Genomic DNA, 15,300 nt, shown 5'->3' with positions numbered 1-15,300 from the left:
ACGGCAGGCTCCATCCCCAGGGGAGCCCGTCGTCCACGGGTGCCCTGCGGCACCCGGGTCAGGCGCGCACGTGGTCCCCAAGTACCGGCCGCACCAGTTCGCGCAGGTCCGGCGACGGTTCGATGCCCAGCTCCCGATCCAGCAATTGCGCGTAGCGGCGGTAGTGGCGCAGCGCCTGCGCGGGATTGGACTGCTTGAGCAGTACCCGCACCACCGCGCAGTGCGCGGTCTCCCGGAACGGCTCGACGACCGTGGCGGCCTGCGCCACCTCCAGCGCGGTCGCCAGCTGGCGGGACTGCACGAGCCGTTCCGCGGCGATCTCCAGCGCGTGCACCTGGACCTGCTGCAACCGCTCCCGCTCGGCCAGCACCCAGTCCTCGTACCAGCCCGGCAGCAGCGGGTCGTGCCGCGCGAGGGCGTGCCCGATCCCGGCCCAGTCCGAGATCGGCTCCGCGGCGTCCTGCTGCAACAACCGCTCCCCCGTGGTGATCAGTTCGTGCACGTCCACCACCACCTGCGGGCCGAGCTCGATCTCCGCACCGCTGCCTTCGATGGCCCCCTGCACCCGCCTGCGCACTCGCCACAGCGTGGTGCGCAGGTTCGCCAGCGCGCTCTGGTCGTCGTTGTCCGGCCACAGCACCCCCGCGACGAAGTCCCGCTGAGTCCGCCCCCGCAGCGCCAGCAACGCCAGCAGCCGCTGCCCGCTGCTGGACATCGCCACCCCGGCACCGTCCCGGTGCAGCGACCATCCGCCGAGCAGATCCAGCCGCAAGGGCTGCGGGATCGGACGCACAGGTCCCTCGTTCATGACTCCCCCTTCTGCCGAGCAAGACCGGCCGCGCCCGCGGGCGGGACCCGTCACCGGTGCCGTCGGGGACGCGACGGCAAGCCGTTACACCACTACCCAGCGTGATGTCTGTGCAGGTCAGGGCGTTTTGGCCGCGCCACGATGCGCGAGTTGCGCACGATGCCGCGGCTGGTGCTTGGGGTGCTTGCGGCGGTGCCAGAGGAACACCTTGCGGCCGGTGCGGAGCAGGAACGCCGTCGCGCCGAGCCACGGCAGCAGCACCACCACCAGCGAGACGATCGCCAGCACTCCGGCCAGCGTTTGGCCCTGTCCGAGACCGGCGACTCCCGCGTCCCAGAAGCTCCGCCCCCGCGTCAACGCGGTCTCCAGGTAGCGCGGCACCCGTACCAGCAGCGACACCATGGCCAGGCCCAGCACCGGTACGACCACCATCACCCAGGCCGTCACGATCATGCGCACCCGCGGACGCAGTGCCCCGCCGGCGGGCTGTCCGGCCAGCCGGTGCTTGCCCGCGAGCCGCTGCAGGAACGGCCGCACGTGCGCGAACAGGTTCGGCACGCCGACCAGGTCGCCGAGGATGTAGTACCCGTCCAGCCGGATCAGCGGCAGCAGCTGCTGGAGCATCTGTATGTGGCTGAGCACGATGAACACCATCAGCGGCGGGAAGTGCGTGGCCCAGAAGAGCCCCGCGGCGCCCAGGATGAAGATCGCGTTGAAGTACAGCCCACCGAGGTCGGTACGCAGCCTGCCCGCTCGGTCCAGCCGGTAGGCGTCCGTGACATTGGTGTAGAAGGCCGGGATCACCAGCAGGATCCCGACGCCGATGGAGCCCGGCCGCGCTCCCCCGTAGCGGCAGGCGGCGGCGTGCCCGGTCTCGTGGAACAACGTGGAGGTGATCACCAGCGCCATCACCGTCAGCACCTGAGCCGGATCGCCCACCGCGCGGTGGAACGCCGGATCCAGCGCGCCCGAACTCACCAGCGCGACGTCGACGATCACCAGCGCGCACAGCACCGCCACCACCAGCGCGGGCTGGAACAGCGGCGCCAGCACGGCGGCCAGCGGACGCACGAACCGCGCGGGCAGCAGCACGCCGCGCATCGCGAGCGCGATCAGCGGATCGGCCCGCGGTGCTTTCGCCACCGGCTCGGCCAGGGTGGCCACGCCGAGTTCGTGCAACTTGTCGTTGATCAGGTACTCGACGCCGGGTACGGACAGCTGCTTGCCGCAGTCGGCGGTGATCCGCTCGGCGATCTGGCGCAGCGTCCGCTGTCCGTCGATCTGCTCGGTCACCCGGTACAGGAGTTCGGACACCAGGACCATCTGGCCGTCGGCGCGGGACAGCAGGTAGCGCGGTTCGGCGTAACCGGCGCCCTCGTACCGTCCGCACAGCGAGATGCCCTCGGCCCTTACGGGTACCGCGTGCTCGTCGGTGGGATCGGCCTCGCCCGCGGAATCCGCGAGTTCGGTTCCGGGGCGCTGGACGGACGCGGTCCCGGGCTGCCCGGCCTCGGTGGCTTCTGACATGGGATTCCCCTCTTGGCAAACCGGCCGGGGACGGGAAACGACCCATCCCCGGCCGGCAGGCACGTCCGATATCCGCTGTTACTTCGCGCTGACGCCTTGATCCAGAATCGCCGCAGCGTCGCCGCCGATGCTGACCGCGACGCCGACGTTGACCCCCACGGCATTTGTGACGTCGACGAGGCCGGTGGCCTCGCGCTGCGGCAGCAGTTCGGCCGACTGCTCGGCCAGCTCGAATTCGTGCATGTGCTCCTCCTGGTGGGTGGTGACCCGGCCGCGCACCGGTGCTCAGCACGCGGCCGGGAACTCGATTACTTCTGGCTCACGTCGAGGTCCTGCTCGGCGGTCGCCACGGCGTCGCCGAACGGTCCGTTGAGGGCCACTGCGGTGTTCTCGGCGGTGATGTCGGCGACGTTCAGGTTCAGCCCGCCCAGCGCCTCACGCGCAGGCAGCAGCTCGGCCGAGGCTTCCGCGGAAATGTCGAAGTTCACGATGTGCTCCTGAAATCGAAGTGGGAATCGGTCGCGGCCGCTGGCCGCTGGTGGTGCTCCGGGACCACCGCCCCGGAGTCACCGAACGGTGCAGAACCGGGCCCCTGCGGTGCAGGGAACGGTTCACCAGCCGCTGTGCTGGCCGACGTCGAGGTCCTGCTCGGCGGTCGCCACGGCGTCGCCGAAGCCACCGTTGATGGCCACCGCGGTGTTCTCGGCGGTGATGTCGGCGACGTTCAGGTTCAGCCCGCCCAGCGCCTCGCGCGCCGGCAACAGCTCGGCGGACAGTTCCAACTCGGAGATCTCGAAAACGCTCACGGTCGTGCTCCTCATCGTGTTGACGAACTTGCGAACCGCGGCCCTCTTGCCGCTGGCGGCGAGTACGCCAAACACGCCGTCACCGACTCGTCACGCGCGCGTCACGGCGAATCCGCGGCACCCGCCCGGACGACGAGCGCCGACGCGCTGCTCACCGGCGGTGAGCAGCGGTGTGACCTGGGGGAAATCCGGTCGGGTCCGGACAAGCGACGACCCGGCCGCCGCGCTGGGTGACCGGGTCGGGTGAACCGGGAAAGATCTTGCGGAGGGCTGAAAGAAGTTGCCGAGAACCGGGGCGGATCACTCGGTTTCGCCGTCGGCGTCCAAGCCGTGCTCGATGGCGTAGCGGGCCAGCTCCACGCGGTTGTGCAGCTGGAGCTTGCGCAGCGTGGACTGCACGTGGTTCTCCACCGTGCGGTGCGAGATGACCAGCTTGTTCGCGATCTGGCGCGCGGTCAGGCCCTTCGCCACCTGCCGCAGCACCTCGGTCTCCCGGTCGCTGAGCTGCGGAGCCTGCGACTCCCCGCCGGGGGTGACGGCCATCCGCCGGTACTCGCCGAGCACCAGCCCGGCCAGCCCCGCGTTGAACACCGCATCCCCGGCCGCGGTGCGCTGCACCGCGTCGACCAGCTCGTCCACCGAGGCGGACTTCACCAGGTAGCCGGAGGCACCGGCCTTGACCGCTTCCAGCACGTCGCTGTGCTCGCCGCTGGCCGAGAGCACCAGCACCCGGGTGCCGGGGATCTCCTGGGTGATCTGCCGGGACGCGTCCACCCCGGAGGTGTCGCCGAGGTTGATGTCCATCAGCACCACGTCCGGGCGCACGGTACGGGCGATGCGCAGCGCGGAGACCGCGTCCGCGCTGGTGGCCCGCACCTCGAAGCCGCGCTCGGAGAGATCCCTGGACACGCCGTCGCGCCAAATGGGGTGATCGTCGACAACCATCACCGAGACCTGCGGCTCGGTCATCCGTCTCCTCCTATGCGACGTGCCTCGGCTGCGGAAACCTCGTCCGCGGAGTCCGGCGACCGGCGCCCGGCGGCGTCCTGCTCGGTTCCGGTGCCCGCGGCGGTACGCCTGCCGGAGATCTTCCCGTCCGGGCGTTTCGCCCGTTCGCCCAGGGGCGCCGTGTCAGCGGTCCCGTCGGTCGTGGAGGGGCGCGGCACGCGCAGCTCCCACTCGGTGCCTTCCCCCGGCGAGGTGTCCAGCGCGACCGTTCCGTCCAGCGTGGCGACGCGACCGCGGATCGACTGGGCCACGCCCATCCGCCCCTCGGCGGCGGCCTCGTCGAGCCGCCCTTCGGGGATGCCGGGCCCGTCGTCGCGGACGCTGAGCACGATCTCGTCCGGCAGTTCCTCCAGCAGCACCCATGCCCGCGCCTCGGAGCCCGCGTGCCGTTCGACGTTCTCCAACGCTTCCCGCACCACCGAGAACAGGTCCGAACACAGCGGTTCCGGCAGCAGCACGCTCGTGGCGGGCACCGATACCTGCACTCGTCCGCTGCGCAACACCTGCAGCCGGGCCACCAGGTCCGTCTCGCCCCCGGCGGTCGGTTCGACCGGGGCGGTCGCCACCAGCGAGCGCAACGCGATCTCCTGCTCCCCCGCGAGCTGGGCGAGTTCGGCGGCTTCCCCGCCGAGTTCGGTGCCGCGCCTGCGCACCCTGGCCAGCACTTGGAGCACGCTGTCGTGGATCGACCGGGCCAGGCGTTCGCGCTCGGCGGTGGCCGCCTCCGCGCGCAACGCCTGGCTGAGCCGCTCGGTCGACCGGCGCGCGGTGTCCGCGGCCAGCCCGAACAGCACTCCGGTGCCGACCAGCAGCACGGCCTCCTGCAGCATCACGGAGTTGGAGTGGCCGCGGATCAGGAAGTTGATCCCCGCGGAGAGCACGCCGGACACGCCGCCGCCGAGCCAACCCCACTGCACCGCCGCCAGCGTCACCATCGACGGTTGCCACAGGGTCACCACCGACGGCAGGTCGTCGGTCATCTGCTGCTCGGTCATGATCAGCTCGTTGCTCAGGAACAGCACCGAGACCAGCACCTGGTCGATCAGCACGAGTCGGTTCGTGCGGTGCTCGCGCACCCGGAACCGCCGGACCGTGAACACCGTCCAGCCGATCATGATCAGCAGTTCGGCCGCCGCCAGCGCCGGGTACCGGTAGTCCCGGAACTGGATCGCGAAGCACAGGATCGCGTAGCACAGCCCCACGGAGCGGAAGAAGTTGTGCGTGCGCCACAGCGGTGTCCGGCCGTCGGCGACGCGCGGTCGTTGCGCTGGCTGGCTGGCGTGCGGTGTGGCCACGGTTGCTCCTTCCCGGCGGCCCATCCTGCCGTACGGCGACGATCTCGTAACCCGGCGATCGGTGAACACGCTGGGTGTTTGTTGTCACCGAATGGATCAATCGAATGGGAGGCCGTCCCGGCTATCACCGCTTGATCGGGTTATGCGAGTCTCTGGAGCAGTGATCGATCCGTTGATCGGTTGTGCGACAACGACGCCATTCGTGCGGATCGGGAATTGCGAACGGACCAATCGCCCTGGTCCATGCGGGTGGCGAAGAGACGCGAGGATTCATGGCGCTGTGGCCGAGGCTCCGGGCGCCCGCCTTGATCTACGGGCTGCTGGTCGAAACCGCGGCCCTCGCCGCGGTGCTCCCGGTGGTGCTGGGCAGCTCGCCGCCGAGCCCGGGCGAATGGCTGCGCTTCAGCATGCTGGCGGCCACCGCGGGCGTGGTCATCATCGCGACTTCGGTGTCGATCCGGGTGCGCAGCGAGGTGCGGCGCGACCCGTGGACGGTGCACACCGCCTACCTCGCGGCGGGCGGGCTGACGCTGCCGCCGGATCTGCTGGTCCTGCTGCTGGTCGGGCCCGGTCTGCACGCCGCGCTGGAGCGGCGCCCGGAGCCGCACCGGTGGCTGTTCGTCAGCGCCGCGACGGTCTGGGCCGTGTTCGCCGCCCGGTGGGTGATCGGCTGGCGGGACCCGGCGTGGAATCCGGTGCTGATCGTGCTCGCGGGCACCGTGTTGTTGCTGGTCCGGGCCGCGCTCGTCGCCATCGGCCTGCGGCTGCGGGACCCGGACGCGCGCGGTTCGGAAGTGCTGGGCGAGTCCGCCGACGTGCTGCTGGGCATCGTGGCGGCGTGCTTCGGCGGTGTGCTGGGCATGGCGGTGCTGCGGGAGCCGGGCGTGGCGCTGCTGGGAGCTCCGGTGCTGGCGTTGCTCGATCTGGCCGGGCAGCTGCCGCACTGGCGCCGCTCGGCGCAGCGCGACGGCAAGACCGGGCTGGCCAATGCGCTGCACTGGGACCGCCTCGCCCGCGCCGAGCTGCGCCGGGCGTGCGCGCGGCAGCAGCCGACCGCGGTGCTGCTGCTGGACTTGGACCACTTCAAGCGGGTCAACGACGAGGTGGGGCACATGGCCGGTGACGCGGTGCTCGCGGCCGTGGCGCTGACGCTGCGCGGCAGCGTCCGCAAGGACGACGTGGTCGGCAGGTTCGGCGGCGAGGAGTTCGTGGTGCTGCTGCCGACGGCCGCACCGGAGGTGGCCCGCGTGGTCGCCGACCGCATCCGATTGGCGATCGCTGCGCTCTCCGTGCCCACGCGGGACACCCTCGGCGAGCCGCGCGAGCTGTGCGGGGTGACGGTGAGCGCCGGGGTGGCGACCTCGGTGCGGTTCGGCTACGAGCTCGGGGATCTGCTGGCCGCCGCGGACGCGGCGCTGATGCAGGCGAAGTCGGCGGGGCGGAATGCGGTCACCGTGGCGTAGCCGCCTTTCCGGACCGCGCAGGCGACAATTCCTGAATAGATTTCGTGTTCGGTGGAATCCCGGCGTGCGGTCACCGAGCGTCGTCCGAATCCGTTTCCCGCGCGACCGATTCCCCGTCGGAATCCGCGTCCGGCTCCGCCTGCCGCGGGTCGTCCGGATCCACCAGCGACGCCGAGGTCTCCCCGGCCGCCAGCGAGCGGATCGCCGAGTTCAGCACCGCGACCAGCGGCACCGACAGCAGCGCCCCCACGATGCCCGCGACCACCACGCCCGCGCTGATCGCCAGCACCACCGCCAGCGCGTGGATCCGCACCGCACGTCCCAGCAGCATCGGCTGCAGCACGTTGCCTTCGAGCTGCTGCACCGCCAGCACCACCGCGACCACCAGCAGGGCGTCCACCGGGCCGCTGGTCACCAGCGCGACCAGCACCGCCACCGCGCCGGAAGCCACCGCGCCGACGATCGGCACGAACCCGCCGAGGAACACCAGGGCGGACAGCGGCAGCGCCAGCGGCACCCCGATGGCCGTCAGCCCGATCCCGATGCCGATCGCATCGGCCACGGCGACCAGCGCCGTCGCCCGCACGTAGCCGACCAGCGAGGCGAACCCGCGCACCCCGGCCACGTCCACCCGGTCCCGCGCCGCGCTCGGCACCAGCTTCAGCAGGAACGTCCACACCTGCCGCCCGTCGTGCAGGAAGAAGATCAGCGTGAACAGTGCCAGCACCAGGCCGGTGAGCAGGTTGCCGAACGTGGAGGCGGTGGACAGCGCCCCGCTGGTCAGCGCGGCCTGGTTCTCCTGCAGCCAGCCTGCGGCCTGCCCGATGTACTGGTCGATCTGCTCCTCGCGCAGGTGCAGCGGCCCCTGCAGCAGCCAGCCCCGGATCTGGTCGAAGCTGCGCAGGATCTGCCGCTGCAACGCCGGAAAACCGCTGATGAAAGCGTTGATCACGAAGCTGAGCACGCTGCCGACCAGCGCCAGCCCGCCGATCAGCACGACCGCGGTCGCCAGCGCCCGCGGCACCCGGATTCGGCCCAGCCACGGAACCGCGGTGCTGACCCGCTCCGGCATCCGCAGCCGCGTCACCCAGGACACCGCGGGTGCCAGCAGCGCGGCCAGCAGCAGGGCGATGGCCACCGGGATCACCACGACGTACAGCCGGCCGATCGCCATCCCCAGCACGTAGAACAGGCCGAGCACCACCAGGATCCGCCAGGACACCGCTGCCGATACCCGCAGCACGCGCGGCACGTCGGAGGCGGCATCGGCCGGAGTGATCTTCGCGTCGCTCACCCTGCAACCGTAGCCGTGCCGGTTGCGTGCCCGGGCGCCCGGAGCGATCTTGACGCGGTTTCCGCGGAGATTTTCTTGTAACTCGATCCGGCGATGTTGGTGGTGACCGGGTACCTCCGCGGCCGCTGCGCTGACAAAGTTCCCGTCGGCAATGCGGATCAAACCGCCGGATGGCGCAATCTCGCGGGTGAGCGAGTGCGGCGCCCGGGCGACAACGCCGAGCACGGGACCGGAACAGCAGATGTCGGACAGCCTCCGGAGGACGGGCGGCGGCCGCGGATGGCGGCTGCTGGCCCGGACGCTGGTCGTCGCGGGCGCGACGGCCGCGGGCACCTCGGTGGGCTGGCTGGCGCACGCGGCGGAGCCCGTCCTGCCCGAGATCACCGTGCCTGGCCCGGCCGAACAGGTCGCCGCCGCTGCGGTCGGCCACGCGGACGGGGCCGCTGCCCAGCAAGGCCGTGCGATGATCGACGACGGCGCGCAGGCCGCGGATTCCCGGCCCGCGGCGGACGATTCCGCGCCCTCGCTGCTGTCCTTAGCTACCGACACCGCTCGCGGGCTCGTGCCCGCGCCGCAGCCCGAGCCGGACTCCGCGGAAGCCGGCGAGTTCGCGCTGCACGACCTGGACCCGCAGCGCCTCGTCGGCACGGCCGAGTCGGCCGCGGACCTGGTGCCCGGTGCGCACTCGCTGCTGGACCCGCTGAGCGACGGGCACTCCGGCGATCCGGCCCCGACGGAGCCCGCCCCGCCCGCGGCCGAACCCGAACCGCCAGCGTGGACACCGGAGGCGCCGCCCGCGCCGCTCGCCGCGCGACCTCCGCCCTCCGCTGTGGCACCGCTTCCGCACCACCTCGACCAACCGCGCACCGCGCCCGAGCCGGCAGCCGACGGCGGCGCCGTGATCACAAGCGAGAGCCCGGACAGTCCCGCGCCGCCACTGCCCTGGCCACCGCGCCACCCGGGTCTGCTGCCCGCGCCGCCCGCCGCCGGATGTGGTTGCCCGGCCGACGGACTCGGCCACGGCGGCGGACTCGGCATCACCGGGCAACCGCCGTCGTCCACACCGCTGCCCACGGCCGCGCAACGCGTCGAACATCCGGCCGCGCGCGCCCTGCTCGGCGCCGAAGGCTCGGCACCCGGCACCACGCCCGACTAGGTCGGCGATCAACCGCGACGCGCCCCGGAGATCCGATGCGGCGCTCCCCCGAACCACTGCTCTTCCCCGCCCGCGCGGGACACATCCGAAGGAGACCCCATGCAGACCTGGGCGAAGCGAGGCGTCCGCGCCGCGCTGGTGACCGGCGGTGTGCTGGCCGTGGGAACGACCATGGCCGCCACCGAAGACGCGAACGCCGCGCGGCATTCCGGCGACTTCCCCGCAGGCAACGGCGCGCATCGCGCGTCGAGCGCGGACCAGCACCGGCCGCTGCACAGCGCGGAGGACACCCAGCCGATATTCCCCGCGCGCGACGCAGCCGCGCGGATGGACGGCGAGTTGTTCCCCGCGCACCTGCGTTCCGGTGGAGATGGGCGCTACCGGGCGCTGGTGCTCACCGGCCGGATCGACCCGGTGCGGGACCTGCTTCCTGCCGTCGAAGACGCGCCCACGCGGGAGATCCCCGCGCTGAGCGAGCAGGGCTGGCTCGCGTCGCGGGTGCCGCGGATGGAACTCGCGGGCTGGGTGGCCGACCCGGCCACCGCGCGCCCGGCGCCGAGCGCGGGCAGGCACAGCATGGAGCCCGGTGCCGCGCCCTCCCGGCACGCGCTGCGCACTCCGGCTGAGGGGTTCCACCGGTCGCTGAGCTGGGCTGGAGCGATCGGCGAGGTGGTTCGCGAGCAACCGCGCGCAGCGGCTCCGGCGGGCGAGGGGCTGGTGTCGCTGTGGCAGCAGTCCCAGCGGCAGGAGACCCAGCCGCAGGAGGCTCGGCGGCAGGAGGTTCATCGCCAGGCGCCGCCCACGGCCGCGCTGCTCGACGCCGAGTCGGTCGACCTCACTTCCGGCGTGCTCGCAGCCCCGGAGTACCGGCTGCACACGCTGCCGCCGTCGCTGCTCGCGGTGGCGCTGGACGAGCCCGCGCACGCGATCGGCCAGCGGGACTCCGTGTCGTCGCAACTGCCGGGCGAGTACCTGGTCGCCGCGAACGAGGCGCCGGCTCTTCAGCACCCGTTGGTGGCCGAGCCGCGCGCGGCGGAGCGGCCCGGTGTGCAGGCACCGCTGCCGCCGCTGGGCGAGCTCAACGCCTTCGGCGCCGACCGCGTCTCCGCGCCCGCTCCCGAGCGGGTGGGCGCTGCGTTCGATCGAGCGATGCGGACCGGCGACCTGCCGACCACGCCGCTGCTGGCCGCCCGCTTCACCAGCGACCCGCTGAAGCTGCCGGTGCAGGTCAAACCGCTCGACGCGCTCGATGCAGTACTGGCGGAACGGGACGTGGTGGCCCGCAACCCGTTCCCGATGCCGCGTGCGGCGCCGGTCGAGATGGCGCTGCCGGTGCTCGGCGGCCCGCTGCCGTCGCTGGTCGTGCCGGGGAGGGGTTCGCCATCGCCGGGCCCCGCCCCGGGACGCAGCATCGAGGACACCGTCGAGTTGCAGCGCATCTGAGCCCTGCCGCGCAAAACGGCCGCCGGACATCCGGCGGCCGTTTTCGTCGCTCGCTCAGGAAGCCGCGGTGACCGGCTCGGTGGTTTCCGCGATGTTCCGGCCCGCGCCGGTCCGCCGCGCCCGCCACCAAGCGAGCCCGGCGTAAACCAGCAGCGCGAGTCCGAAGTAGACGTAAGCGTTGCCGATCAGGTGCTCGAAGAGGTTCCAGCGCAGCTCGCGGCCGTAGCCCTGCGGCACCTTCCAGTGCGGTCCGATCATGAAGAAGGACGCGGCCAGCGCGGTGATCACCAGCAGCGGCCAGTTCCGCCTGCTCCACGCGGCCCCCGCCAGCAGCACCAGCCCCGGAATCGCCCACACCCAGTGGTGCGACCAGGATATCGGCGACACCAGCAGCGACAGGACGCCGTTGAGCGTCACCGCCATCGGCAGGTCCTGCTGCCGGATCGCGTGCACCATGCCCACCACGGCCAGCGCCAGCACCAGCACCGCCAGCACGAGGAACACGATCGACACGTGCCCGACGCCGAGCTTGGTCAGCGCCGAGCGCAGCGACTGGTTGCCCGCGTACACCGAGGCGTCGCCGGTGAACGTCGGCCCGAACGAAACGTTGCCGGTGGCCAGCACCTGGTGCAGCCAGAACTCGCGCGCGTCGTCGAAGGCCAGCACGACTCCGGCCAGCACGGTGCCGAGGAAGCCCAGCACCGCCATCAGGACCGGTCGGAAGTCCTTGCGCAGCAAGAAGAACAGCAGGAAGGCAGCCGGGGTGAGCTTGATCCCTGCGGCGATCCCGATCAGCAGCCCGCGCGGGTAGGGCAGCTTGCGGCCCGGTTCGGTGCGCCACAGGCAGTCCACCGCGACCATCGCCATCAGCACGAGGTTGATCTGCGCGTAGGTGATGGTCTCCATCACCGGCTCGGACAACGTCGCCAGCGGCAGCGCGACCGCGGTGCCCAGCAGCAATCGCTCGCGCTGCCCGCGCAGGAACTTCGCGGTGCCGAGCACCACGTACAGCGTGATCAGCAGCGACAGGTGCGAGACGAGCATGATGACCGCCACCGCGGCGGTCTTGGGCACCAGCCCGAGCGGGCTGAACAGGATCGCCGCGAACGGCGGGTAGATGAACGGCAGCTTGAGGCCCGACTCGGTGGCGGGCAGCGGTCCGTAGACGTCCTGGCCCGCGAGCCAGGCGCGCGCGCCGAGCCGGTAGACCTCGCCGTCGATGTGGTCGTGCGGGCTGATCGTGGAGACCATGAGCACGGCGACCAGCTCGGCGATCCCGATCGCCAGCAGCAGTCCTCGGTGCTCGTGCATCAGCTGGCGCAGTGCGGGTCTCGTCGCCGGTCCGCTCACCGCCACGGTTCACCGTCCAGGTCGTAGTGCGGGTGCCGTCGCCGATCCGGCGACCTTGCCCAGCCTAGAGGCCGCCTTGATCGCGCTCGGAGCGCGTCGCCGCGTCGCGGGCGGCCGGGCGGACCGGAGTCGGTTACCGTCAACCGTCCGGACAGGTCGATTCCCGCATCGGGTGGCGCCTGATCGACAGCAACGATACTTGCTGACCCAGCGTTATTAGCGTTCCGTGAATACCACCATTACGGGTGGTAGTGATGCTCTTGAATTAGCCCCTCTCCGCGGAGGAGAGTCCAGAGGACTGCTCCGTTTGGTGGGGAGGAGGGGCCGAATGAGTGTCCTCGACGTGACAGCACCGTCCCAGTTGCCGCCGATCTGGGACGAGCTGATCACCGGGCTGACCGTTGGTGTGCTGCTCACCGACGAGCGCGGCCAGGTGCTCGCCACCAACGACGTCGCCGCGGACCTCATGCAGCTGACCAAGTCCGATCTGCTCACCGGCGCCCGCCCCAGCGGCTGGACGGTGCGCGACGACACCGGCGCGGCCATGCCGGACTGGTCCGAACTGGCCGGCCAGGTGCTGCGCGCCGGTTCCCCGCTGTCCACCCCGATGGTGGTCGAGCGCGGCGGCCACCCGACGCGGCTGTGGGGCGATTTCCACGCGGTCCGCGCACAGGGCAAGCGCCGGGTGCTGATCCTGCTGCAGGCCGTGCAGACCGACGTCGGTCACGCCCGCGGCCTGCTCGACCCGCTGACCGGCCTGCCGGGGCGCGCGCTGCTGCTGGACCGGCTGGAGCAGTCCCTGGTGCGGGCGCGCACCCGCGGCATGCTCACCACCCTGGTGCTGATCGACGTGCAGCAGCTGGCCGCGTTCAACACCGAGCACGGTTTCGACCGCGGCGACGAACTGCTCAGCACCCTCGCGGGCAGGCTCCGGCAAGGTCTGTCCGACGAGCACACCGTGGCCCGCTACGGCGGCGACGAGTTCGCACTGGTCGCCGACCACCCGCACGGCACCGGTGCGGCGATCGCCCAGCAGGCGCGCCGGGTGGCGACCTGGCCGATGCGGATCGGCCGCTCCCGGGTGCGGCCGGGGTTGCGGGTCTCCTGGGTCACCACCAACGGCAACGCCACCGCGCACGCGGTGCTCTCCCGCGCCGAGCAGCAGCTGCAGCATTGATCCGCGCGGGCGGCGGGGAGTTCCTCAGCTGGTGATGAAGTCCTCGACCGCCTGGTAGGCGTCGGAGTCCGCGTACTGCTCCGGCGGCGATTTCATGAAGTACGACGAAGCGGACAGCACCGGTCCGCCGACGCCGCGGTCCTTGGCGATCTTCGCGGCGCGCAGCGCGTCGATGATGATCCCCGCCGAGTTCGGCGAGTCCCACACCTCCAGCTTGTACTCCAGGTTCAGCGGCACGTCGCCGAACGCGCGGCCTTCCAGCCGGATGTAGGCCCACTTGCGGTCGTCCAGCCACGGCACGTAGTCCGACGGGCCGATGTGCACGTTGCGCTTGTCCAGGTCGCGCTGCACCTGCGAGGTGACCGACTGGGTCTTGGAGGTCTTCTTCGACTCCAAGCGCTGGGATTCCTTCATGTTCAGGAAGTCCATGTTGCCGCCGACGTTGAGCTGCATCGTGCGGTCCAGGTGCACGCCCCGGTCCTCGAACAGCTTGGCCAGCACCCGGTGCGTGATCGTCGCGCCGACCTGCGACTTGATGTCGTCGCCGACGATCGGCACCCCGGCGTCGGTGAACTTCCGCGCCCACTCCGGGTCGGAGGCGATGAACACCGGCAGCGCGTTGACGAACGCCACCCCGGCGTCCAGCGCGGCCTGCGCGTAGAACTTGCCCGCGTCTTCCGAGCCCACCGGGAGGTAGGAGACCAGCACGTCCACCTCGGCGTCGCGCAGTGCCTGCGCCACGTCGACCGGCTGCTCCTCGGCCTCGGTGATCGTTTCGCGGTAGAACTGCCCGAGGCCGTCGAGGGTTCGCCCGCGCTGCACCGGCACGCCCAGCGGCGGCACGTCGGCGATCTTGATGGTGTTGTTCTCGCTGGCCACGATCGCTTCGGAGAGGTCCCTGCCGACCTTCTTGGCGTCCACGTCGAACGCGGCCACGAACTGCACGTCGCGCACGTGGTACTCGCCGAACTGCACGTGCATGAGTCCGGGTACGCGGGCGTCCGGGTCGGCGTCGGCGTAGTAGTGGACGCCCTGCACCAGCGAAGCGGCGCAATTGCCGACGCCTGCGATCGCCACTCGAACCGCACCCTCGCGGCGGTCTGTGCTCATGGCAGGGTTCTCCTTGTTGATCATTCGTCTCCCTTTCCCTGGCGGTCCGGCGCGCAGCGCGGGCGGCGCGCATCGACCGACCTGGTGCGCGGCCGCCTCCGGACCCCGACCGGTCCGCGCGCTGCGCCGCTGAACCTGACAACCGCGGCCCGGCCCGGGCTGTTCCCGCTGAGCCGGCTCCCCCTCGAAAGGCGCGCGAACCGCGGCCCCCGGTGCGTCCCGGGGCCGCCGGACCACCCGCGGCACTTGCTCGCCGAAGCAGTATATCCGTCCGGGATCTCGGAAAATCGCAGGTCGGGCGCTACGGCGCCGCTACCGTCAGGCCGGGCAGACCGCACAAACCGGTCCTGCCCTGAACGGCGCATGGAGCCGCAGCAGCGGACACGTACCCTGTCCCTCGTGCGGACCCAACGGCAAGTGGTGGATTACGCGTTGCAGCGCCGGGCGCTGCTCGCGCGGGTCCACGCGGGCCGAGTCGGGGTTGATGAGGTCTGCGATGCCAACCCGTACCTGCTGCGGGCGGCGAAGTACCACGGCCAGCCCAGCGACGTGACCTGCCCGGTCTGCCGCAAGGAGTCGCTCACGATGGTTTCGTGGATCTTCGGCGAGGAGCTCAAGCACGCTTCGGGCTCCGCCCGCGGCCCCGAAGAGCTGGAACGGTTCGCGGCCGTGTTCAAGGAATTCACCGTGCACGTCGTCGAGGTGTGCCGCACCTGTCGGTGGAACCACCTGGTGCAGTCGTACGTGCTGGGCACCGGTGACTTGAACGACCGCCGCCACCGGCGCAAGACTGCGGCGGAGTGAACCGGGCCGTGACACCCCAGCAGCGCCGCTCAGCGGGCGTACCCCGACTTGAATGCATC

15 protein-coding genes are annotated in these 15,300 nt (G+C 71.5%); 5 read left to right on the top strand and 10 right to left on the bottom strand.

Features of this window, described 5'->3' with window-relative positions:
- Positions 1 to 58 precede the first annotated feature (58 nt).
- The 7 genes from INP57_RS00470 to macS all read right to left on the bottom strand — a co-directional run bounded on the left by INP57_RS00470 (position 59) and on the right by macS (position 5,444).
- On the bottom strand, positions 59 to 808 hold the full coding sequence (locus INP57_RS00470; RefSeq protein WP_200068006.1) for an AfsR/SARP family transcriptional regulator: 750 nt from the start codon (positions 806 to 808) through the stop codon (positions 59 to 61).
- A gap of 117 nt (positions 809 to 925) precedes the next feature.
- Entirely contained in the window at positions 926 to 2,335 is a 1,410-nt protein-coding gene (locus INP57_RS00465; protein WP_200068005.1) for a hypothetical protein, read from the bottom strand.
- A gap of 78 nt (positions 2,336 to 2,413) precedes the next feature.
- On the bottom strand, positions 2,414 to 2,578 hold the full coding sequence (locus INP57_RS00460) for a hypothetical protein (protein WP_200068004.1): 165 nt from the start codon (positions 2,576 to 2,578) through the stop codon (positions 2,414 to 2,416).
- Positions 2,579 to 2,643: 65 nt separating this feature from the next.
- Complete coding sequence (locus INP57_RS00455) at positions 2,644 to 2,823, bottom strand: hypothetical protein (RefSeq protein WP_233626907.1); 180 nt, start codon at positions 2,821 to 2,823, stop codon at positions 2,644 to 2,646.
- Between the two features lie 123 nt (positions 2,824 to 2,946).
- Positions 2,947 to 3,141 carry a hypothetical protein gene (locus INP57_RS00450; protein WP_200068003.1) on the bottom strand — a complete coding sequence of 65 codons (195 nt, stop codon included), beginning with the start codon at positions 3,139 to 3,141 and terminating at the stop codon, positions 2,947 to 2,949.
- A gap of 300 nt (positions 3,142 to 3,441) precedes the next feature.
- Entirely contained in the window at positions 3,442 to 4,110 is a 669-nt protein-coding gene (locus INP57_RS00445) for a response regulator (RefSeq protein ID WP_200068002.1), read from the bottom strand.
- Positions 4,107 to 5,444: a MacS family sensor histidine kinase gene (gene macS, locus INP57_RS00440; protein WP_295138638.1), complete on the bottom strand. Its 1,338-nt coding sequence runs from the start codon at positions 5,442 to 5,444 to the stop codon at positions 4,107 to 4,109. Before macS ends, INP57_RS00445 begins: the two co-directional genes overlap by 4 nt.
- A 272-nt stretch (positions 5,445 to 5,716) precedes the next feature.
- On the opposite strand from macS, the gene INP57_RS00435 reads away from it, so the two are divergent.
- Positions 5,717 to 6,907: a GGDEF domain-containing protein gene (locus INP57_RS00435; protein WP_200068001.1), complete on the top strand. Its 1,191-nt coding sequence runs from the start codon at positions 5,717 to 5,719 to the stop codon at positions 6,905 to 6,907.
- A gap of 70 nt (positions 6,908 to 6,977) precedes the next feature.
- Here the strand turns inward: INP57_RS00435 and INP57_RS00430 are convergent, their stop codons facing one another.
- Positions 6,978 to 8,201 (bottom strand): AI-2E family transporter, encoded by a 1,224-nt coding sequence (locus INP57_RS00430; protein ID WP_200068000.1) that lies wholly within the window; start codon positions 8,199 to 8,201, stop codon positions 6,978 to 6,980.
- A gap of 241 nt (positions 8,202 to 8,442) precedes the next feature.
- On the opposite strand from INP57_RS00430, the gene INP57_RS00425 reads away from it, so the two are divergent.
- Positions 8,443 to 9,357: a hypothetical protein gene (locus tag INP57_RS00425; protein ID WP_200067999.1), complete on the top strand. Its 915-nt coding sequence runs from the start codon at positions 8,443 to 8,445 to the stop codon at positions 9,355 to 9,357.
- 99 nt (positions 9,358 to 9,456) lie between these two features.
- Positions 9,457 to 10,800, top strand: coding sequence for a hypothetical protein (locus INP57_RS00420; protein ID WP_200067998.1), 1,344 nt, complete (start codon positions 9,457 to 9,459; stop codon positions 10,798 to 10,800).
- A gap of 54 nt (positions 10,801 to 10,854) precedes the next feature.
- Here INP57_RS00420 and INP57_RS00415 read toward each other — a convergent pair whose 3' ends face one another.
- Positions 10,855 to 12,150, bottom strand: coding sequence for a glycosyltransferase 87 family protein (locus tag INP57_RS00415; RefSeq protein WP_307849825.1), 1,296 nt, complete (start codon positions 12,148 to 12,150; stop codon positions 10,855 to 10,857).
- A gap of 328 nt (positions 12,151 to 12,478) precedes the next feature.
- On the opposite strand from INP57_RS00415, the gene INP57_RS00410 reads away from it, so the two are divergent.
- Positions 12,479 to 13,327, top strand: a complete 849-nt coding sequence (locus tag INP57_RS00410) for a sensor domain-containing diguanylate cyclase (protein ID WP_200067996.1) — start codon at positions 12,479 to 12,481, stop codon at positions 13,325 to 13,327.
- Between the two features lie 24 nt (positions 13,328 to 13,351).
- Here the strand turns inward: INP57_RS00410 and INP57_RS00405 are convergent, their stop codons facing one another.
- Positions 13,352 to 14,437 carry an inositol-3-phosphate synthase gene (locus INP57_RS00405; protein ID WP_200067995.1) on the bottom strand — a complete coding sequence of 362 codons (1,086 nt, stop codon included), beginning with the start codon at positions 14,435 to 14,437 and terminating at the stop codon, positions 13,352 to 13,354.
- Positions 14,438 to 14,836: 399 nt separating this feature from the next.
- On the opposite strand from INP57_RS00405, the gene INP57_RS00400 reads away from it, so the two are divergent.
- Positions 14,837 to 15,241 (top strand): DUF5318 domain-containing protein, encoded by a 405-nt coding sequence (locus INP57_RS00400; RefSeq protein WP_200067994.1) that lies wholly within the window; start codon positions 14,837 to 14,839, stop codon positions 15,239 to 15,241.
- Positions 15,242 to 15,300 lie beyond the last annotated feature (59 nt).

Source organism: Saccharopolyspora galaxeae, assembly GCF_016526145.1.
GTDB classification, from domain to species: domain Bacteria; phylum Actinomycetota; class Actinomycetes; order Mycobacteriales; family Pseudonocardiaceae; genus Saccharopolyspora_C; species Saccharopolyspora_C galaxeae.
The sequence above is the reverse complement of the archived record's forward strand: the minus strand, read 5'-3'. Positions and strand labels throughout refer to the sequence as shown.

Coding starts and splice junctions, on each gene's coding strand:
- INP57_RS00470 (WP_200068006.1), bottom strand. CDS start 808: ATGAACGAGGGACCTGTGCGTCCGATCCCGCAGCCCTTGCGGCTGGAT.
- INP57_RS00465 (WP_200068005.1), bottom strand. CDS start 2,335: ATGTCAGAAGCCACCGAGGCCGGGCAGCCCGGGACCGCGTCCGTCCAG.
- INP57_RS00460 (WP_200068004.1), bottom strand. CDS start 2,578: ATGCACGAATTCGAGCTGGCCGAGCAGTCGGCCGAACTGCTGCCGCAG.
- INP57_RS00445 (WP_200068002.1), bottom strand. CDS start 4,110: ATGACCGAGCCGCAGGTCTCGGTGATGGTTGTCGACGATCACCCCATT.
- INP57_RS00435 (WP_200068001.1), top strand. CDS start 5,717: ATGGCGCTGTGGCCGAGGCTCCGGGCGCCCGCCTTGATCTACGGGCTG.
- INP57_RS00425 (WP_200067999.1), top strand. CDS start 8,443: ATGTCGGACAGCCTCCGGAGGACGGGCGGCGGCCGCGGATGGCGGCTG.
- INP57_RS00420 (WP_200067998.1), top strand. CDS start 9,457: ATGCAGACCTGGGCGAAGCGAGGCGTCCGCGCCGCGCTGGTGACCGGC.
- INP57_RS00410 (WP_200067996.1), top strand. CDS start 12,479: ATGAGTGTCCTCGACGTGACAGCACCGTCCCAGTTGCCGCCGATCTGG.
- INP57_RS00405 (WP_200067995.1), bottom strand. CDS start 14,437: ATGAGCACAGACCGCCGCGAGGGTGCGGTTCGAGTGGCGATCGCAGGC.